This window comes from Parabacteroides sp. CH2-D42-20 (assembly GCF_003670185.1).
GTDB lineage: Bacteria > Bacteroidota > Bacteroidia > Bacteroidales > Tannerellaceae > Parabacteroides > Parabacteroides distasonis.
In genome coordinates this window covers 1-20,293 of record NZ_RAYG01000018.1, presented here as the reverse complement: position 1 = coordinate 20,293, position 20,293 = coordinate 1, and the positions used below count along the sequence as shown (strand labels likewise).

The following is a 20,293-nucleotide window of genomic DNA, read 5'->3' as shown; positions in this document are numbered from 1 at the left end:
TCATCAGAACTACAGTTAAAATACTTATCAAAAAAATGTACACACCAAGACTCCTGAAAATCACAGCCGCAAATATACTAATTTTTATTATAAAAAAGCAAACTGTTATAAAACATTCTAAAACTAATATAATATTGATTGATATTGCCAAATTCAATTTAGTTGTACTGGGGATCTTGTTGCATTATGATAACTGGCAGGAGGGTTTTTGGTCTTAGCTATCTGTCTGTTAATTATGCTGTTAAACATAGTTCTGTGCAGACTAAATGCCTTAATGGATGCTGAAAGGGAAGATGTCCATAAAGGACATCTTCCCTTAAACTTTGTGTGTATAATGAAAAAAAGTGCTGTGTTAATTAACGTTTATAGACGGATCGGGTTGCCATTATAGAAATCTAGAATCTTCGTACGGAAGATAAAATCATATTTGGCCTGTGCCTGTTCCGCTAGACTTTGCGCGTATTTTGTTTTAGCCTCATTAAATTCAAAGACAGTGCTTTTACCTGCGTTGTAACGCTCTTGGGCATAATTGAACGCTTCCTTGCTCGCCGTGACGGATTTGTCGGAAGCCGTATATTTCTCTTGGGAAGCTGTTGCGTTGTAGTACGCTTGCTGGATTTCCTTGTATAATGTTTTCTTTGTATTTTCCATCAGCAATTCCCGGTTGATAATGTTGATCCTTGCGGTACGAACGCTATTGCGTACTTGGAAGCGGTTGAAAAGTGGAATACTCAATGAGAATCCGATGATCTTTTGCCCATTCTGCTTAAACTGCTCGCTAAAGGAACGCGTATCGGCAAATTCACCTCCGGAAGTAGAATGATAATATCCATTGCTGTAACTAGCCCCGAAATTTAACTTGGGGTAATAGCCCGCTTGCGCGACACGCAACATTTTCTTTTGGCTCTCTAGCAAATACTGTTGTTCCTTGATCTGAGGCTTGAACGTAACCGCATGATCGTAAATGTTTTCCGGAGGTAGGATACTGCTCATATTATCAGCCACCGCATCTTCAATTACAGGAGTCTGTATATCGAAATTCCGGTCGCTTCGCTCTAGTTCCAGACTTTGCGCCAGATCCAGTAAAGCGAGGTTCACATTGTTTTGCGACTCGGTGAGCGTGACCTCATCTTTCGCTAATTGGGCCTTGATATCATACAGTTGGGAAAGAGGCACCTTTCCGGCGTTCACCATGGCCTCCGTTTTATTCACCTGCTCTTTGTCTAGTTCCACTTGCAGTTGCGCTATTTTCAGTAGCTCTTTATTATAAAGTACTTGCAGGTAGTAGGAAGCTATATTGATGGATAGGTCTTCTCTCGCCTTATTCAAGTTCTCGATAGACGCTTTTAGATCAAGTTTGCGGGCGGCGATATCGTTCGGTATTTTTAACCCGTCAAATAAAGGCATGTCCAGATTGATCCCCAATGTAGAATTGGCGGCGTTCTGGTCCACGATCACCCCGGATTTAGACGTGGAGCGTCCGAACTGGAAGCTCTGTCCAAGACTGCCGTTTAGGGCCGGGAGCCAACTGTATTTGCTGGTATGTAAGTCTACCTTTCGGCTTTCCTGTTCCTGCTCCTTTTGCTTTAAGTCGATATTATGCTCGATGGCATATTGGATGCACTCCTCCAGACTCCATTGCTTCACCGCATCCTGAGCGAAAACATTGTTTCCGGACAGGAGGGAAGCGATTGCCAGTATATATAAGTTTCTTCTCATCATACAATCTTTCTTTTATTTCTTATTCGGGTCAATAGCTGCGCCCCGGACTTTATCGGTCGCGGCCAGTCCTTCTTGAATCTCGATCTTGATACCGTCGGACAGACCGACCTTTACAGGATGCTTCTCGAAGACTTGCTCCGGTTGCTCTTGTTTAACTAACTGAACGAATGCGGAATCCCCTTGGAACTCAACCGTACTTTCCGGGATCGTAAGCACGTCTTCCGCACGTTTTAGCACGATCTCGGCGTTGGCGCTATATCCCGCACGGATGAAAGCATCTTCGGGGATCGTTACGGCCGCCTTGATCTCAAATTGAATGGCTCCATTCTTGTCTACTCCCTTGGGCGATACATATTCCAGCAAAGCGTCGAATGAACGGCTTTCCATGGCGCCGACGGTCAATTTGATCGGCATTCCCTCGTGGATGCGTCCGATCTCGGTCTCGTCTACGTTTCCTTTGAAGATCATGTCGTTCATATTGGCTACGGTAGCGATCGTCGTGCCATCGTTGAAATTATTCGCTTGGATAACCGAGTTACCTACTTTAACGGGGATGTCCAAGATCATACCGGTAATGGTACTACGGATTTGGGTCGTACTGGCCACGCTGGAGTTCTTGGCTATACCGTCGCGGATGATCTCCAAGGCACTTTGCGCGTTATCCTTTTCCTCCACGGCTTTCAGGTAGTTCGCTTTGGAAAGATCGAAATCTTCTTGGGCGATAACACCTTGCTTAAATAATTGCGTATCCCGCTTATAAGTCTCTTCCACTTGCTTCAAAGAGATATTGGCGAGGTTCACGCGCGATTCGGCGCTGTTGAGCTGTACCATCTCGGGGATTACCTTGATAATGGCGATAATCTCTCCCGCTTGGACCATCTGCCCCGCTTCTTTCTTCAGCTCGGAGATGATACCGGAAATCTGCGGCTTGATCTCCACCTCGAAACGAGGCTCTACGTTTCCGGTAGCGACCGTCTTGGTTTCCACATCCCCTTTTTCAGGGGTTACGATCTCATAAACGGTGATGACCGGTTGCGCTTTCTTCCATAAGAAATAGAATGTACCGATTACCGCTGCTCCCACAAGTACTAATAAGATGATACGCAGGATCTTTTTTACAATGCGATTCTTCATGATTATATAGTTTTATTAATTGACAATTGTTGTTTATTCTTCTCGTATGGCATCTATCGCCTTGATCTGCATAGCTCGCCATGCGGGGATCAGCCCGGCCAGCAGACCGCTGAATAATAAGATCACCGTGGCCGCTACCGCAATCTGGATGCTTACCTCCGGATGCTCCATCATGGTTCCGTTGGAAGCCGGCTGGGCACTCATGATCTTATCTACCAGATCGAGCAGGAATACCCCGGCGCTTAACCCCAACAAACCCGCTAAGGCCGTAAGTAGCAGACTTTCGCTCATGATCTGCGAGATAATATTCCAAGGCTTCGCTCCCAAGGCCCTGCGTACGCCGATTTCCCGGGTACGCTCCTTGACCGTTACCATCATGATATTACTTACACCGATAATACCCGCCAATAACGTACCCATACCCACGAGCCAGATCAAGATATCGATACCGATAAATAGCATATTGAAGGTCTCGAACTGAGCCGCCAAGTTGATCACCGTCACGGCCTGCGGGTCGGTAGGAGAGATCTGGTTCTGGCTCTTTACGATATCCTTGATCTGTGTGATCACCGGATCGATCTTATAGCCGGGTTTGGCGCTCACGCACAAGAAGTGAATGATATCCCCTTGGTTCAGCGTCTGTTGCATGGTACTGAAAGGGAGGAATACGCTTTCCTCGGCCCGTCCGCCGATATTGACGCTAGAGGCTCGTTGCTTCGTGACGCCTACCACTTGGTAGTAAATCCCGTTTACCCGGATATATTTCCCGCAGGGATCACTTCCCTTGAACAATACCTCGTTCACCTTAGCGCCGATCAAGCAAACCTTACGTTTCTCGATCTCGTCGATCTCGTTTAGTAACCGTCCGTAATAAAGCTGCTGGGTCTCGATCTTGAAATAATCGGGCTGCACGCCTTTTACGTTATAAGTACCGCTTAATTGGCCGAAAACGATATTCTTGTCCGAGCGATTTCCCCAGATGATGGGGGAGACGGCCTCGATGTCCTTCACCTGTTTCCGGATGCTCTCCACGTCCCGGTTTCGCATGTCCCATTGACGCCCCTTGTTAAAGCCTTTGTACGACTCGCTGGTCCGGTCGGAGAAAAAGAAGGCGGAGTTCGTGGCGAATCCGTTGATATTCGAGAACATAGCGTTCTTCATCCCGTTTCCGGCTCCCAATAGAATCACCAACATCAAGATTCCCCAGAATACGCCGAAGCAGGTCAACAAGCTGCGTGTCTTGTTTCGGGTGATCGTCACCCATATCTCTACCCATCTGTCTATGTCAAACATGGTTCTTTTCTTTTTTATGATTATTCCGTTCTCATGGCTTCGATAGCCGTGACTTTCACCGCCTTGCGTGCCGGGAAATAACCCGCCAATACACCGGCCGCAATGATCAAGACCGTAGCGGAGCTAGCTATCGTCAGATTGACGGTCGGGTTACGGAAGACCGTCGTGTCTTCTCCGATATTCCCACCGGATTGGGCTCCGGCTTGGGCCATTTCCATCGCGTGATTGATTAGCTCCGTGAGCCCGATCCCCATGATCATCCCGACATAGCCGAAGACGGCTGTTACGAGGATGGACTCGGCGATTACTAATGCCAAGATCGAGCCGGGTTTAGCTCCCAATGCCTTGCGTATGCCGAACTCCCGGGTCCGTTCCCGTACGGTGATCAGCATGATGTTGCTAACTCCCACGATTCCTGCCATCAACGTTCCGATACCGATAATCCAGATAAACAAGGTAATCCCGTTCATTATATTATTCCACATCAAGAACTCATTCGCCATGTTCCACATACCGATAGCGTTCTTGTCTGTCGGGTCGAATTGGTGGCGGCGTGCCATCCATTCCCGGAAACTTTCCTCGAAAGCCTCATTCTCCTCTTCGGTAGTCACCCCTTTCAAGGTAAACGTTAGCGATCCGAAGCCGTATCCTTTATTATATAGCAATTGGGCTACGGAGAATGGGATGTAAGCGGGAGCGTTATTACTTTTGTCATCATCGTTGTACACGCCGACTACTTGATACATCATATTCCCGCATTTCACGTATTTACCCAGCGGCTTCTCGTCACGAAACAAGACCTCCGCCATACGGGGACTGATCACGATTACTTTTCTTCGGTCCCTCATGTCCTGCTCATTGATGAAGCGACCGTTATGCGTCTCTACATTCACGTAATTGATCGGGGCATGATCCGGATATACGCCATTGGTTTGTCCCGTCACATATTCCTCGTTGTAAGTGATCGTGTCATTGTGGGAGATAGTAGCCGAGCAAAGATCCACCTCCTTGAAGTCTCTCTTCAAGGCGCCTAGGTCCTCTTCCTTGAAACTGATGCTGCGGTTGGATTGCATACCTTTCCAAGGCTTGGTGGTATAGCGTGTCCATACCTCGACCCGGTTGGTAGACATATTCCTGAAGTTGTACATGATGCCATTGCGCAACCCGTTTCCCGCCCCCAGTAAGACGATCAACATGAAAATACCCCATGAGACCGAGAAGCCGGTCAAGAAGGTACGGAGCTTATTCTTTTTGATGGTGCTCCATATTTCCCTGAAATTATCAAAGTCAAACATGATTCTCTTCTTTTTCGATACGTTCAATCAACCCGTCCTTTACCCGGATAATCCGGTCTGTAGCCTCCGCTACGGAGGGTTCGTGGGTAACGATCACCATGGTCATCCCTTCTAGGTTTACCTTGCGTAGTAGTTCCATTACCTCCACGGTCGTCTTGCTATCCAACGCTCCGGTCGGCTCGTCGGCCAATATGACTTGGGGTTTCGCGATCAAGGCCCGGGCGATCGCTACCCGTTGCTTCTGTCCACCGGACATCTCATTCGGCATATGCTCCGCCCAATCTTTCAATCCCACCATGTCCAAGTATTCCAGTGCCATGGCATTCCTCTTTTTCCGGCTGACCCCTTGATAATAGAGTGGGAGGGCGACGTTCTCCATGGCGTTCTTGAATGAGATTAAGTTAAAAGATTGAAAAATGAAGCCGATCATCCGGTTCCGGAGCTCGGCGGCACGACTTTCGCTGAGATTCTGAATCAACTGCCCGTTTAATTGATAGGTGCCCGTGTCGTACGTATCTAATATCCCTAAGATATTTAATAAGGTTGACTTACCGGAACCGGAGGCTCCCATGATGGATACCATCTCTCCCTTCTCTATATCTAGGTCGATACCTTTCAAAACGTGCAATGGGGCTCCGTTGAAGTACGTTTTGTTTATTCCTCTCAGTTGAATCATCATATTATGTAGTTACTTTATATATTAGACGTACAGTTTGCTAAATAAGTTACACTGTTGGTGAACACTTTTATCATTTGGTCACAAATATATGCTTTACTAAGATACCTTGTATCGCAAGGTACTTATAATTATGTAATATTAACAAAAGGTTTTGATCGAAAAGGTTTAGCTCTACCATCTATATCTATTAACTTGTACGTGCGGTAACTTTACGTGCCGGTACTATATGTATACATCTTCTACCATCTGTTGGACGATCATGCACCAATTGATAGACGATCATCCAACAGTTGGTGCATGATTGTCCAACAACTGATAGATAATGAATCTCTCTGCTTCTTTCACTTAATAGATAAAGAAAAAAGCCCTAGGCTATCTTTATATAAACCCTTACCTTTGTGGCAGAATTCAAATAACAGAAAGATTTATGGTAACAATTGGTACGCCCAAATCGGCTACGGCAACTAAAGTAGTGCTCTGTGGCTCGGGCGAATTGGGGAAAGAGTTTGTAATAGAGTTGCAGCGTTATGGCGTGGAGGTAATCGCCTTGGATAAGTATCCGGACGCTCCGGCCATGCAAGTGGCGCATCGTTCCTATGTGGTTTCCATGCTGGATGGCGATGCTTTGCGGGAGATCATCGAGAAAGAGAAACCGGATTATATCGTGCCGGAGGTGGAGGCGATCGCTACCCGTACCTTGATGGAACTGGAGGAAGAGGGATACCATGTGATTCCTACCGCCCGTGCCACTTGGCTGACGATGAACCGTGAGGGAATCCGCCGCTTGGCGGCCGAGGAACTGGGCTTGCCTACCTCGCCGTATCGTTTCGCCGAGACCGAGGAGGAATTCAAAGAAGCGGTGAAGGTAATCGGTATGCCTTGCGTGGTGAAGCCGATCATGAGCTCGAGCGGACACGGACAGAGCGTGGTTCGTGAGGAAAAGGATATCGATCGTGCTTGGCAGTACGCCCAAGAAGGCGGACGTGCTGGAGCGGGTAAGGTGATCGTGGAAGGTTTCGTGGATTTCGACTATGAGATTACCCAGCTGACGGTTCGGCATATCGGAGGAACGTCTTTCTTGAAACCCGTGGGACATGTTCAGGTAGATGGTGATTACCGGGAGTCTTGGCAACCGCAAGCCATGAGCCTTGCCGCTAAAGCGAAAGCCCGTGAGATCGCCGGTAAGATCACCGAGGCTTTAGGCGGACGTGGTATTTTCGGCGTGGAATTATTCATTAAAGGAGACGATGTCATATTCAGCGAGGTTTCCCCCCGTCCGCACGATACCGGAATGGTAACGATGATTACGCAAGATTTGTCTCAATTCGCTTTGCACGCCCGTGCGGTGCTTGGCTTGCCGATCCCTAATATCGTGTTTCATGGAGCGGGAGCTTCCCGTGCCGTCGTAGTGGAAGGGGACAGTGACCGGTTGTCTTTGGGGAATCTGGATAAGGTCTTGGAACAACCCGATACGCAGATGCGTTTCTTTGGAAAACCGGAAGTTCATGGACATCGCCGTATGGCCGTCTTGCTGGCTCGTGGTTTGGATGTGACGGAGGCAAGGGAGAAGACCGGAGTGATGATGGAGCGTTTAAATGTTAAATTGTGATGCTTCCTAGGATAAATGAACGTTTTGGTGTGTGTTGTGAATAAAATGTGAATATTTACAGACCTATTTTTCTATCAAAATAGTTTATTTTTGTCTCAAGTTTTTAAAGAGACATTTGATAATCTATAAACGCAGATTACATATGTTTGTTTCACTAAAGAGTGAAATCTGATTGTCGAGAGTTTGTACTTATTTTATGAATACAACAAATGGAAATATGGGCGTTGATTTGAAACGCTCTATTTCTATTCTCGGTGAAGATAAAAGAGTGAGCAAACAGATCAATAGCTAAGGGTGGGTAGATTTAACCAAACAGACATCCTTATCTCCTTTCGCCCACCCTAGCTATTGTTCTTATTTTACATGGATTCCTTTTGTATTTCTCATTGTTTCCATCACGGCATGAGTGTCTACTTGGACCTTTTCTTGTATAAACTCCGGGAGGTTGTAAGTCCACAACAAGTCTTTATAATATTTTACGGGATTTCTTTGTGGCAGGAGGAATGGTTTATGGGCCGTGCCTTTATCATCGATATAGGTAAAGAACGGGCGTGTGTATAATCCATCCAACCTGCGACTGCTAAATACCAGCCAACGATTGTTGTGGCTCCATGAATGGTAGCTTTCTCCTTCGGCGCTGTTCGCCTCGGTTAGCGGGTACGTCTTTCCGTCGGATAGGCGGATCATATATAATTCAGCGTCTTTATGCCAAACCCCGAAACCGCCATATTCCTGTAGGGTAAAAGCCAGATATTTACCATCCGGTGAGATTCTAGGGAAGGATACGCTTTTGTGGTTGGCCCGGCCATTGTATAAAGTATCTACTTGCTGGCCTAGAGTGCGGGTTTCCGGGTCAAAGTCGACACGGCATAGGCTGTAGGTCATTTGTCTGAAATTCTTAGAAATAGAATCTACGGCGGCGGTCGAACTGAAATAGAGGCTCTTCCCGTCGGGAGAGAACGCTGGGAATATTTGCCATGCGTCTTTGGAATTTAACGCTTCGCAAGAGAATACCTCGTTCTTCTTCACGTCGTAGATCACGATATCGGAGTTATGATCCAATACTTCCAGCGTATTGGGATTATTGATGAAGAAGTTTTGGTAGGTATCGCATACGGTGGCCGCCAGATAGTTACTATTCGGATGCCAATACATGTAGACAAAGTTTGAGACGGTCTCGGGAGTCTTGGTATTTAGCTTGGTGATTTTCTTTCCATCAATCAGTACGGAACCGGCGTGTTTACCTCGCATATGGAAAATCATTTTATCCGGGTTCCCGGAGGAAAACGTGTGGCAGTTTACGCAGTTATAGTCGGTTAGGCTATTCTCATAAATCACGCTTTGGTCATAATTTTCCAAGTTTCGTTGATAGATACCCATCCTGTTCCACATATCATTGCTCAAGGCTAATAACCGATAGGCTATATATTTATCAATGGAATCATTTACGATGTCCATATGAAAAGGCGTATAGGCGTTCCATTCGCCCTGTATGCATTTAGCGATGGTCAATTCTATTTGGTTTCCGGCATTCTCTTTCAATAAGGCTTTCCATCTTTTTTGTGGGATCTCAAAGAGCCCCTCATCACTATAAACTTGGAATTGAGTCTTTTCCCCTTTAATGATAAGACAGTGCTCACTGCTATCGGCGATAGAGAAATTGAGCGGGGCGATGTTCACAGGGATGGTCACATCCTTGTAATCCGGATAAATGGCGATTTCCTTGTTTAGACTCTTGGCGATCTGTACGTCGCTTTTGGAGCATGAAACCATCAAGGCGATGAGAAAAAGGAAAAGATATCGGTTTGTATTTGTGTAAGTCTGTCTTTCCATATGTGTTTTATTTAGAGAGTATCAAATAGTACCAGAAAGTAGGTTGATAGTCGGCTATTCCAGTCGCTACATTTTGTCGGGCATGCCTTAGTCCCAATACACGTTGCTTGAATATCGAGAACTCGGACAGGACTTTATCGGTTACCCCATACTTGCGGCAATATTCCGGATCATGCTCCGCATAAGAGATCACGGCTTGTTGCAAGGGTTCGGGTAATGCGGGGAGTACTTCCGTCCTACTGAATCTTTCAACAAACGTTTTTATAGCGGGCAGGTCTTTCGATAATAATAACGTACCGATCGTATAATCCAATGCGGCTTTATTCAGGGGATTCTCTTCCAATATAATCATCAGGTTATCAAACAATCCGATTATATTGGCGAAAAGGTCTTTGTCGCTGGATAGGCTTTTTCTTTTTGTACCTAATTCCGGGTCGCTCTCCACCGCTTGGTCATTATATAAGAACTTTCGTTGCGAGGAGGCCCATTCGTGATAGGCCCATGTCTTTTCCAATAAGGATATAAACTTCTCGGCTGCGGGATACTGTCCGTATATCAAATGGGATTTTATTAATAATTTGGTCATGACGGGACTGCCGTATGTAATTCCTACCGAGGTACCAAAAGCGAAATTGTATGCCAAGGACGTGATTCCTACATGGTAGTATATCTGGCTGAACAGGAAACTTTCCTCTATATGCGCTTGGTACTTTGAGACCAAAGATTGTATTCCGCTTTGCGGGTATTTGAATAAATCAGTCTGCATGACCCCCTTATGCGATAAGGCAAGGTTTAAGCAATTCAGGTGTAAATAGTTATTATAGTTCAGATCGGCGGACGAGATTATGGCGTCCCATTGCTCGGTATCTATGTAATGAAACATTTGCATCAACGTATAGAAATCTTTATTCCTCTGTTGAAGAGCCGTTTGCGTATAATACATACCGGATAAGGCAAGTAATGCTACGGCTACTAAAGCTTTTAAATAGTTTTTTATGTGATCTAAGTAACGTGATAGGAAGAATAGAAGCATAACGAGTAGCGCTACTTGCCAAGAGAAGCCGTAGAATGGTTCCAGCTCAATGAAATACTCTACGTAATCTTTCATCCAAAATACATAGTCATAATCGGGTTTACTGCCCCCTAGAACGCATAGAGAACCTACGATAAGCAGCAGGATCAACGGGATGAAGCTTGCGTACCAGCGTTCGCTTTTTTGTAATACATCAAATAGTAAGCTGCTAAGGACGAATAATATAGCTACAGATCCCATCGTGTAAAACAATCCGGTCGCCAGCAAGCAACCGATTAAGGTACGGTATGTCCAATTGAATTTTCGTGCCCCGTAACTATATACGTTAAGCGCCAATGACCAAAATAACATGGCTATCAGCCCTTCATAATGATAGCTATCTTTCATTAGGTAAAGATATTGGAATAGGATGGGGAGAAAGGCCAAGGGCATAAGATATAATGCCGGATGTATCTTTCGTAAGGTCAGCCAGAATAACCAACCGGAGATTCCACCGATCAAGGCGGTCACCAGCGATCCGATTAGCGGCACCTTGAAAAACTGTATAATAAATTGGGAGCAAATCGTAGCCAATCCTCCAATTGTCTTAAGTATATTCAATACATATTCGGTATCGAACAGGAAGATCTGCTGTTGTTCCCGGTAAAAGAAGGTTGCTTCTTGAGTGGTTTGTAAATGTAACCCTAGAAGGCTGGTGCATAATAAGAGCAGAAGAATAGGTATGATCTTTTTGCTTAAGTTATTCATGTTCTTTTTACTTTATGTATGTTCCCCAGATTCGATTTATTTATGATAAGTAACGTCAACCCCCTTACTTTCTTTGGCAAGTTTACTGATTTTCCGTATATTAGATGATACTTTTCCTGTGATAAACTCGGGTATGTTATATGATTTCATGAACCGATGATAGAAATCCGTATCTTTCTGTGGTAATAGGAACGGTTTGGAGGCATTTCCGCTCTCGTCGATATAGGCGAAATAAGGTCGGGTATATAATCCGTCGATTCTTCGGCTGCTGAAAACGATCCACCGGCTGTTGCTACTCCATGAATGATAACTCTCCGTGTCTGTGCTGTTCGCGTTTCGTAAGGGATGGAAAAAACCACTCTCGATATCCAGAATGTATAAATCAGCGTCTTTATGCCAGATAGAGAAGTTCCCGTAGCCCGATAAGGTGAATAACAAGAATTTCCCGTCGGGAGAGACACGGGGAAAAGAGACACTTTTCCCATTCTCTCGTACATTATATAATGTGTCTATCTTTGATGCGAAACTCCTTGTTACCGGATCAAACGCTATGGAGCAAAGATTATACTTTACCTCCGAATACTCGTGGGGCATCGAACGTGCCTCGGCGGTACAGAAATAAAGCGTTTTTCCGTCGGGAGAAAAGGTAGGGAATGTCTCAAAAGCCTCTTTCGTACGAATGGCGGGAGTACTGATGATCTCATGTTTCTCTGTATCGTACACCACTACATCCGATTGGCTATCGAAAACCTCGACCCTGTTTTTGTCATTGGAATGAAAGCTCTGGCTCGTTTGGTTAACCGAGAATGCCACGTATTTCCCGGAAGGATGCCAAGAGGGATAAACCAAGGGAGAAATCGTTTGCTCCGTTTTCGTATTTAATTTCTCTATTTTATCTCCGTCTATCAAATAAGTCCCGGCGTATTTATCTCTCATGTGGAATAACATCTTGTTGGGGTTTTGCATACAAAATGAATGGCAATTCATGCAATTTTGTCCACTGTGTTTATTTTCCATAATGGGACTTTGTTCGTAGGTTTCCAGGCTCCGTTGGTAAATACCCATCTGGTTCCAAAGTTCATATCCGGGCTCTATCAGACGGTAGGCTAGATAGGAGTCCATAGGTTCCTGTGCGATAAACAACGAGAATTCCGGGTAGCTCAGCCATTCCTTATCCTTAGCATAAAGTTTTACTTGTATCGTTTTGCCTGTCGCTTTCTTAAGTAGCTTTTTCCAGTTGGCGGCAGGAATATGGAATTGCCCCTTTTTTTCTTTCACCTGCAACTTCACTTCCTCAAAACAGAAAACAGCGAACGCTTCCGTATGTGCATTCTGTATCTTAAAATTCAGGGGAGCGATATTATTCGGTATCGTCACATCTGCGTAATCTGGGTATAATATCGGTTTCTCAGAGGTTTTCTTGCTTACCGGAACCGTGTCTGAACATGAAAATATCCCCAGTACGATAAAACATACACATATAATATATAGATAGTGCTTTTTCATGGCAATGAATCATTTAAGAAGGTAATAAGACCAATAGGTGTCTCCAAAAGAGTTTTTTATCAATTGGGGTAGCTGTGGGTTATTCCGGTTCTGCAATACAAGATTCCTGTAACCTGTGAATTTCCGGATGACATTTTCGGACACGTTGAACCGTCTCCAATAATCCGGGTCTTTCTCGGCTAGTAAAATAACCGCTTCTTGGAAACTCGTCGGAAGGGAAGGAAGTGTAGATGTACCGTAATATTTCTCAATGAATGTCTGGAAAGATTTCATATCCTTGGATAAAAGATAGATGGCTCCGACAAATTGGATGGGAATCTGATTCTCCGGGTTTTGTTCTGCTCGGATCAATAAATCATGTTCTAACCCGTTTACACCGGAAAGGTTGTTACGAAGAGGAAGTCCTTTTCGTTTAATCCCCAGTACCGGATCTTCTTCTATGGCTTTATCATTATATAGAAATTCCCTATGTCGTTTTGCCCAGTCGTGATAAGCGTAAGTCTTCTCTAATATATCGATGTACTTCTCAGCGATTGGATATGTACCGTAAATCAAGTTGGTTTTGACTAGACGTTGTAGGTTCCGGGGATTACCGGCCCCAATCACGGTGACATATCCTTCAAATGCCATCTCTTGCGATAAGGCGATTTCTCCAAGCGTAAAATAGGCGTCGCTAAGTAAGGTCGATACGGAAGAAGTCTTATTCCAAGAGGCTAATAATCCTTGAGGCCCGTGTTGATCGAACGCAAACATCCGGTTTCCTAACTCGCCTTTCTCAGCAAGGGCGTTGTTTAGGTAAGTCAAGTATAAGTAATTCTTGATCGGACCTTGGCAGTTCCGGATGATTTGATCCCATTGTCCGTTTCGGGCATAATAATCTAGTTCCTTTAGTTGATAAGATTTTTGATCATTATATCTTGGTATCCCGAACCTGCAAAGTGCGAGAATTATGATAAGTTGTACGGAGATCTCTATCCAATCTCTCTTTTTCGAAGTGCCTTTAGGCCATGTAAATGCGAAGATCAGCGAAAGCGGCAAACTGACCCAGGAAAAATATATGACATTCGGAGCTTGTAAGATCGGATGATAATAGGCATCCGGTAGGAACGCAAAATGATAATCGGTGACGACTGTCGCCCATACGCAACTGGTCGCTATGAGTGTAAACTCGATGGGGATCACCAAGAAGATAACTCCTTGTTTGAATTGGCCGAATAATTCCTTGATGAATGCGCAGACCGTGAATAATCCGGCTATAGGCCCTCCTATCCAGAAAAGTAGAGGTGTGATAAGTAGAGCCGTAAATAATCGGAATCGAAAGTTATTGATGCGTATCCACCCATTCAAACAAAGTAGGCAAATTAAAAAGGCCACTGTTCCTTGTAGTAAGTAATTGAAATCGTATTGAGCCAATAATAAGGATAAGACGGGGAGTAAGTAAATCAGATACAACTCTTTTTCCGGGGTGATTTGCCTTACGACAGCCCTCATGGTAAGCCCTATGCCAGTGAGCAATGCGGCAAAGATAAAGGGACCGAGATAAGGGGTGATAAAAAATTGTGTCAAAAATTCCCCGATGACCGAAGATAAACCTCCCGGATAACTGATTTTATCCGCAAGATAGTCTCCGGAAAATTGAAATAGTTGAAGCTGCTCGATATAAAAGAAATGAAACTTGCTGGTTATTTGCAAGAAAACCCCTAATATGGCAAACAGTATCAAACCGAAGAGTATTTGTTTATATCTCATGGCTAGAGTATACGTTTCATTATGATTTAAAGTCAAACAAAGATATGTATTTAAAATGAAAAAAGCGAATAAGCATTCGCTTTTCGCTTTTGTGAGGGGGTAACCACACATATCACATGCCTGGTTACCCGATATTAATGTTAACCCACTTGTTTATTTCCAATTTTCATTTTGAACCAAGAGGCCGTCCATCTTTTGAATCTCATTCAATGGAATAGGCAATACGCACCATTTTGCGTTATAAACGCTATTCGCATATTTCAGTAAGAATTTCTTTTCAAAAGAAGCGTAGCTGTTCAACTCATCGGCGATGATACCCCAGCGAGCCAAATCATACCAGCGGTGACCTTCAAGAGCCATCTCAATCTTACGTTCCCAACGTAACGCTTGCGTCGCAGATGCTTTGGAAGCGAATTGAGAATCGGGATATAAGCCGATACGGTAGTTTGCCGCGGCATTCGATAAAGTCTTTCCGTTTACCTTGTCCTCTAATACGTATGAGGATGTAGTCTCTGCCATACCATTATTCGGATCGGCAGCCTTTACATATCCGTTGGCGGCACGGGCACGGACTTGATTGATATATTTACCAGCCTCCTTATGGTTGCCTGTTTCAATCAATGCCTCGGCGTACCATAGTAATACGTCTGCATAACGGATCAGGTGGAAGTTCTTCGCAGAAGAGTTCGTTACTGTTACGATAGACAAGCTACCCTTGTCTGCCTTACGCGGGATGTTCTTCTTGTTCAGGTACAAGCCACCATTACTATAATCACGTACCCAACCATCCAAAGATGAAGGAACTGTCCAATCCCAGAACGGAGTATTGAAACGTCCGGTTGAAACATCCAGACGCGGGTCGGTGTAAACCGTTAGATCCGTATGAGGAATGTTGTTTGCGTCTAGTGTCGTAAGCGCAGGGCTGTTTTTATACTGACCATCCATCATCGGCAGACCGTTTGCGTCAACGATATGTGAGTTTACCAAATCGTTGGAGGGCTGATAGAATCCCCAACCTCCTGTACCTAACGCACCGTTAAAACCGATGTGCCATGGTCCGTTGATGCTGGAAGTTTCTTCCACAGTACCAGTGATTGCCATTTGGATATCAAATACAGACTCGCCAGTCCAATCGGCTTCACCTGCGATGTGAAGCTCCTCATATGTGTCAGCCAATTTGTATTTTGTGCCGTTATTGTCTTTACCGTTCGCCATGACTTCCTCCAAAAGGCTCTTGACCTCAGTCCAACGGTTTTGTGAGCCGTTCTTTCCATCGTATGGAGAAGATTGATACATTTTTACTTTTGCCAATAAGGCCCCTGCGGCCCATTTGTTTATACGCCCCTTGTCGGTAGTCCAGCGATCTGGAAGATTGTCGTACGCAAATTGTAAGTCATCGATGATCTTATCCCAAATATAAATGTAGTTACCACTCTCGTCTACATTAGAAACCTGCGGGTTTACGTTCTCTTGCATAGCCAGATCGTCCACGTAAGGAACAGCGGCTCCAAATAATTTTACAACCTCGAAATGCCAGAAAGCACGGAAGAAGCGTGCCTGTGCGATCGTTTCCGTATAGTTGTCTTTCGCCTCTCCATTGACCGTTGACATTTCTTCTTTGGCCATGTCTGCCAACTTGATCACGTTGTTTGCCACGAAAACACCGTTATAGCATTTTTTCCATTTCACGTTTAGGTAACCGTTGTCTGTGGTAAACGTATAGGTCTCCAAACTTGTGAAGTCCGGTTGGTCTTGATACGTGGAGCCCTTATTGGCACTACCGCCCATCACGTCGCCATATACATAGTTACTCAATGTTGCCTCGAAATAGGAGTTGTCGTGCATTTTTGCATACATACCTGTCACCAATTGCTCTACCCCTTTCGCTGACACGAAATCTTGCTCACTTACTGAACCAGCGGGTTTGACCTCTAGAAAATCCGAACAAGATGTATTTCCTAAGGCTAGAACTGCCGCCATTGCGGAATATATAAATATTTTTTTCATTATTGTTCTACTTAATTGTTAATATAATCAGATTTTCATTCCTAGTTTTAGAACGTAACATTAACTCCAAGGATAAATTGACGTGGCATACCGTATGAACCATAGTCTGTACCCATGTTACGGTCTTTAGAATTACCGGAACCATCATCCGTACGAACCTGAGGATCCAATCCGGAATAACCGGTCAATGTGAATACGTTAGAGATCTGACCATAGATACGGATCTTGTCGAATTTGATCTTGTTCATCCATGCTTTCGGCAAGGTATAACCCAACGTTAATGTTTGCATACGCAAGAAGGAACCATCCTCTATGTAGCTGGAATTAGATTCGTTGGCCGCAATCGTACTTTCTCCTGTAGCGGTTGCCCACATCGGGTAGATTCCGTTTGGATTCTCCGGGCTCCAAGAGTTGTCGCGACGATCTTTTGAATAAGCAGATTGCAAAGAACCGTAGTGTGTATAGTATTTATACATGGCAAAGATGTCATTACCTACGGAGAAGTACAAGTAAGTGCTCAAGTCGAAACCTTTCCAGCCTACGCTTAAGTTAACACCACCAGTCAAGTCCGGATGCGGGTTACCGATGAATGTACGGTCACTTGCGTCGATCTTACCATCGTTGTTCACATCTTTCACCTTGAATTGACCTACGTATTGAGACGGATTTAACGAAGCAGCGTCTGCCGTACCGTATGGTAATACTGCGCCTCCAGCATCATTCTTATAGTTGCGAACCTCATCCTCGCTCTTGTAGATACCATCCACCTGATAACCGTGGAACATACCAACCGCGTGCCCCTTCATCATGACATTCATGTTGGAGATACGAGTACCTTCGAAGATACCGGCTTCCGTACCGATCTCTGTCAATTTGTTCTTATAGTGAGAAAGGTTCACGCCAATCGAGTAATCTACCTCGCCGACCTTGTCGCGCCATGTCAAATTCAAGTCAACACCCTTATTTTCCATGTCGCCGATATTTACTTTAGGCTTGTCTGCGTTACCAGCCAAAGCAGACCAGTTCGCATCGATCAACATATCGGAGGTCTTCTTCAGGTACCAGTCGAAGTTGATGCCTAAGCGTTGGTCGAAGACTGTCGCATCGAAACCTACGTTCACCATCTTAGAAGTTTCCCACTTCGCATCGATATCACCTAAGGCCGTAACACCGTATCCTGTCATTACGTCTGTATCACTACCGGTGATGCTATAGAGCCACGTGTTACCTGTGCCGTAGCGGAATGCCCAGTTGTATGCTCCGATATTAGAGTTACCCGTCGTACCGTAACCGGCGCGCAACTTGAAGTCGTCTAACCATGTACGAGTCTTTTCCATGAAATTCTCGTCTGACATACGCCATCCCAAAGATACGGAAGGGAATGTACCCCAACGGTTTTTCTCGGAGAATCGAGAGGATGCGTCTCGACGAACGGTCACGGTAGCCAAGTATTTGCCTTGGTAAGCGTAATCAGCACGTCCGAAGATACCAAACATGGTGCTGGGTGAGTGCATGTAACCACTGTTACGTAAGTTGGCGGCAGAACCGTTGTCGATTTTCCATGTGTTCGGGTCATCCTCGAACTGGTAATCAATACGGCCGGCCTGTATCACGCGGCCTAAACCCTCGCGGATAGCTTCTGTTCCTAATACTACGCCGATTGAGTGGTCTTCGTTGATTGTCTTTTTATAAGTGGCCGTATTCGTCCATTGGTAGCCTAACCAATAACTGGCGTTCTCGTAGAACTCGTTGTTGTTACGTCCCTCCTTGTTGGTCATGATAGTACGCTTGTTCATCCAAAAGTCCCAAGCGCCACTTAAGCGGGCACTGAACTGCGTACGGATTGTCAAGTCCTCACCAATACTTTCCAATGGTTTGATCTCCGCATAGATAGCGGATTGCGCACGCAAGAAACGACGGCGGTTATCCTTACCGTGGTTAACAGACATCACGGCACTTTCCGCACGTCCACCCTCATTGTTCACGGATCCCGCATAGTCTCCACCTACCGTATAAATAGGTACCCACGGTTGGATGGAGAAAGTCTTACCGAATGTGTTGTCGTCACCTTGGCGCCCCCGCTCACCGGAGTTCTCTATTACGGCGAGATTCGTATTTTGTCCGATGTTGAACCACTTGTTTACGAAGAAGTTGGTATTTGCACGCAAAGAATAACGGCGGAACCAAGACTCCTTGATCGTACCCTCACGGTTCATGTAGCCTAAACCTACCGAGTAGGTAGCCTTCTCGCCACCACCTGTTACTGAGATCTCGTGGTTCTGCACCTTACCGGTCTGTACTACCTCGTCGTACCAGTTTGTACCTTTACGAGCTTCTTCTTCTGAATAACCATCCTCTAGCATTTGGTAGTAAGCGGAACGAGACCATGTGTTTGTTCCGTCATCCTTATAGGATTTTATCCATGCGTCAATTGAACCAAACTCTTGAATGACTTGATCCTTACTATAACCAGCAGGTTTCAGTGCGTAAGGCATTGTTAAATGGCCCGAACCATCTGCTCCGATAGAGCCGAACTGTGCGTGAGTCGTGGTCAAACCGCGATATTTCAACAAGTTACGCTGACCTTCTTCTTGGAATTCCATCGCTTCCCATGCGTCCAATAGATCATAACCGTTATTAGCCATCTTGGCCAAACCGAAATAACCGTTGTAAGAAACCTTTACACGGTCATCTTTCTTTCCTTGTTTGGTGGTGATGATGATAACGCCATTCGCTCCTTTCGCTCCATAGATAGCGGCGGCGGCGGCATCCTTCAAGATCTGCATGGACTCGATATCGTTCGGGTTTACGGCATCGATATCTACGCCAGATACACCGTCCACGATCACTAATGGGTCGGAACCATTCACGGATCCTACACCACGGATACGGATCGTAGTCTCACCCAACGGACCGCCACCAGCCTGTACGAATACACCGGCTGCCTTGCCTTGCAAGGCCTCGGCGAAGTTGGATACCGGCGTCTCTTTCAAGTCGTCCGTAGCGACTACGGCCACAGATCCGGTGATGTCTTTCTTTGCTTGGGTACTATAACCCGTTACGACTACCTCGTCCAAGGCTTGAGAATCTTCCACTAACGTAATTTTGATAGAGGTTTGGTTTCCTTTAAGATGTACTTCTTGAGTTACGTATCCAATATAAGATACTACTAAGACTGCGTTTGCGGGCACATTGTCGATTATAGCACGACCGTCCATGTCCGAGATGTTTCCGATAGTAGTCCCTTTTACGACTACATTCGCTCCGAGGATAGGGCCAGATTTGTCTACGATGGTACAGTTAACTTGTCGTCCATCTTGCTGTACGCTCATAAGTCCTGTACTGGATGTTGGATACAAATAATCTGTTTCTGTAGCAAAGGCTGTTCCGGCTCCGTACAGAAAAAAAGAAGCTCCTAAGACTAATGGCTTCCATGATACAACATTTCTCATACAAAATTAGAATTTAAGGTATATAAAATAAAAAACACAAACCAGTTACGAAATGAATTCACTACTCTGGCATGCCTCTAGGACATGTTCTATCTGCTTACATTTCAAAATAGGTAAACATCCCTTTCTCCTTTTTTAACTCTTATAATGTAGCGTATTCATTATCAAAACTTTAATTGTAAAAAAAAACTTGTTGTTTTCTTTTAAATGATCAAAAAACGACTAGTGAAAACC

General features: G+C 45.0%; 13 protein-coding genes. 2 read left to right on the top strand and 11 right to left on the bottom strand.

Going from position 1 to position 20,293, the window contains the following annotated elements; all coding sequences use genetic code 11:
* The coding region (locus D7V92_RS22455) for a hypothetical protein (protein WP_233572840.1) at positions 1-218 on the top strand (218 nt) is incomplete at its 5' end.
* Between the two features lie 145 nt (positions 219-363).
* Here D7V92_RS22455 and D7V92_RS12250 read toward each other — a convergent pair.
* The 5 genes from D7V92_RS12250 to D7V92_RS12230 are packed head-to-tail and all read right to left on the bottom strand — an operon-like array spanning position 364 to position 6,120.
* Entirely contained in the window at positions 364-1,722 is a 1,359-nt protein-coding gene (locus D7V92_RS12250) for a TolC family protein (protein ID WP_121772979.1), read from the bottom strand.
* Between the two features lie 12 nt (positions 1,723-1,734).
* Complete coding sequence (locus D7V92_RS12245) at positions 1,735-2,856, bottom strand: efflux RND transporter periplasmic adaptor subunit (protein ID WP_005867627.1); 1,122 nt, start codon at positions 2,854-2,856, stop codon at positions 1,735-1,737.
* 33 nt (positions 2,857-2,889) lie between these two features.
* Entirely contained in the window at positions 2,890-4,149 is a 1,260-nt protein-coding gene (locus tag D7V92_RS12240; protein ID WP_008772754.1) for an ABC transporter permease, read from the bottom strand.
* A gap of 20 nt (positions 4,150-4,169) precedes the next feature.
* Entirely contained in the window at positions 4,170-5,444 is a 1,275-nt protein-coding gene (locus D7V92_RS12235; protein WP_121772978.1) for an ABC transporter permease, read from the bottom strand.
* Positions 5,437-6,120 (bottom strand): ABC transporter ATP-binding protein, encoded by a 684-nt coding sequence (locus tag D7V92_RS12230; protein ID WP_005867634.1) that lies wholly within the window; start codon positions 6,118-6,120, stop codon positions 5,437-5,439. Before D7V92_RS12230 ends, D7V92_RS12235 begins: the two co-directional genes overlap by 8 nt.
* A 430-nt stretch (positions 6,121-6,550) precedes the next feature.
* Here D7V92_RS12230 and purT point away from each other — a divergent pair, with 430 nt between their 5' ends.
* A complete protein-coding gene (gene purT, locus D7V92_RS12225) occupies positions 6,551-7,732 on the top strand; it encodes a formate-dependent phosphoribosylglycinamide formyltransferase (protein WP_121772977.1) in 1,182 nt (393 codons plus the stop codon).
* A gap of 354 nt (positions 7,733-8,086) precedes the next feature.
* Here the strand turns inward: purT and D7V92_RS12220 are convergent, their stop codons facing one another.
* The 6 genes from D7V92_RS12220 to D7V92_RS12195 all read right to left on the bottom strand — a co-directional run bounded on the left by D7V92_RS12220 (position 8,087) and on the right by D7V92_RS12195 (position 20,059).
* On the bottom strand, positions 8,087-9,565 hold the full coding sequence (locus D7V92_RS12220; protein WP_121772976.1) for a PD40 domain-containing protein: 1,479 nt from the start codon (positions 9,563-9,565) through the stop codon (positions 8,087-8,089).
* A gap of 7 nt (positions 9,566-9,572) precedes the next feature.
* Positions 9,573-11,345 (bottom strand): DUF6057 family protein, encoded by a 1,773-nt coding sequence (locus D7V92_RS12215; protein WP_121772975.1) that lies wholly within the window; start codon positions 11,343-11,345, stop codon positions 9,573-9,575.
* A 36-nt stretch (positions 11,346-11,381) separates the two neighbouring features.
* Positions 11,382-12,851, bottom strand: a complete 1,470-nt coding sequence (locus D7V92_RS12210) for a PD40 domain-containing protein (protein ID WP_121772974.1) — start codon at positions 12,849-12,851, stop codon at positions 11,382-11,384.
* Between the two features lie 9 nt (positions 12,852-12,860).
* Positions 12,861-14,600, bottom strand: a complete 1,740-nt coding sequence (locus tag D7V92_RS12205) for a DUF6057 family protein (protein WP_121772973.1) — start codon at positions 14,598-14,600, stop codon at positions 12,861-12,863.
* Positions 14,601-14,753: 153 nt separating this feature from the next.
* A complete protein-coding gene (locus tag D7V92_RS12200; RefSeq protein ID WP_036650646.1) occupies positions 14,754-16,607 on the bottom strand; it encodes a RagB/SusD family nutrient uptake outer membrane protein in 1,854 nt (617 codons plus the stop codon).
* A gap of 47 nt (positions 16,608-16,654) precedes the next feature.
* The gene (locus D7V92_RS12195; protein ID WP_121772972.1) at positions 16,655-20,059 is read right to left on the bottom strand and encodes a TonB-dependent receptor; all 3,405 of its coding nucleotides are present in this window, start codon (positions 20,057-20,059) and stop codon (positions 16,655-16,657) included.
* Positions 20,060-20,293: the final 234 nt, after the last annotated feature.

Bases quoted from the DNA above. Each gene is read 5' to 3' on its own strand.
- D7V92_RS12250 (WP_121772979.1), bottom strand. From the start codon at position 1,722: ATGATGAGAAGAAACTTATATATACTGGCAATCGCTTCCCTCCTGTCC.
- D7V92_RS12245 (WP_005867627.1), bottom strand. From the start codon at position 2,856: ATGAAGAATCGCATTGTAAAAAAGATCCTGCGTATCATCTTATTAGTA.
- D7V92_RS12240 (WP_008772754.1), bottom strand. From the start codon at position 4,149: ATGTTTGACATAGACAGATGGGTAGAGATATGGGTGACGATCACCCGA.
- D7V92_RS12235 (WP_121772978.1), bottom strand. From the start codon at position 5,444: ATGTTTGACTTTGATAATTTCAGGGAAATATGGAGCACCATCAAAAAG.
- D7V92_RS12230 (WP_005867634.1), bottom strand. From the start codon at position 6,120: ATGATTCAACTGAGAGGAATAAACAAAACGTACTTCAACGGAGCCCCA.
- purT (WP_121772977.1), top strand. From the start codon at position 6,551: ATGGTAACAATTGGTACGCCCAAATCGGCTACGGCAACTAAAGTAGTG.
- D7V92_RS12220 (WP_121772976.1), bottom strand. From the start codon at position 9,565: ATGGAAAGACAGACTTACACAAATACAAACCGATATCTTTTCCTTTTT.
- D7V92_RS12215 (WP_121772975.1), bottom strand. From the start codon at position 11,345: ATGAATAACTTAAGCAAAAAGATCATACCTATTCTTCTGCTCTTATTA.
- D7V92_RS12210 (WP_121772974.1), bottom strand. From the start codon at position 12,851: ATGAAAAAGCACTATCTATATATTATATGTGTATGTTTTATCGTACTG.
- D7V92_RS12205 (WP_121772973.1), bottom strand. From the start codon at position 14,600: ATGAGATATAAACAAATACTCTTCGGTTTGATACTGTTTGCCATATTA.
- D7V92_RS12200 (WP_036650646.1), bottom strand. From the start codon at position 16,607: ATGAAAAAAATATTTATATATTCCGCAATGGCGGCAGTTCTAGCCTTA.
- D7V92_RS12195 (WP_121772972.1), bottom strand. From the start codon at position 20,059: ATGAGAAATGTTGTATCATGGAAGCCATTAGTCTTAGGAGCTTCTTTT.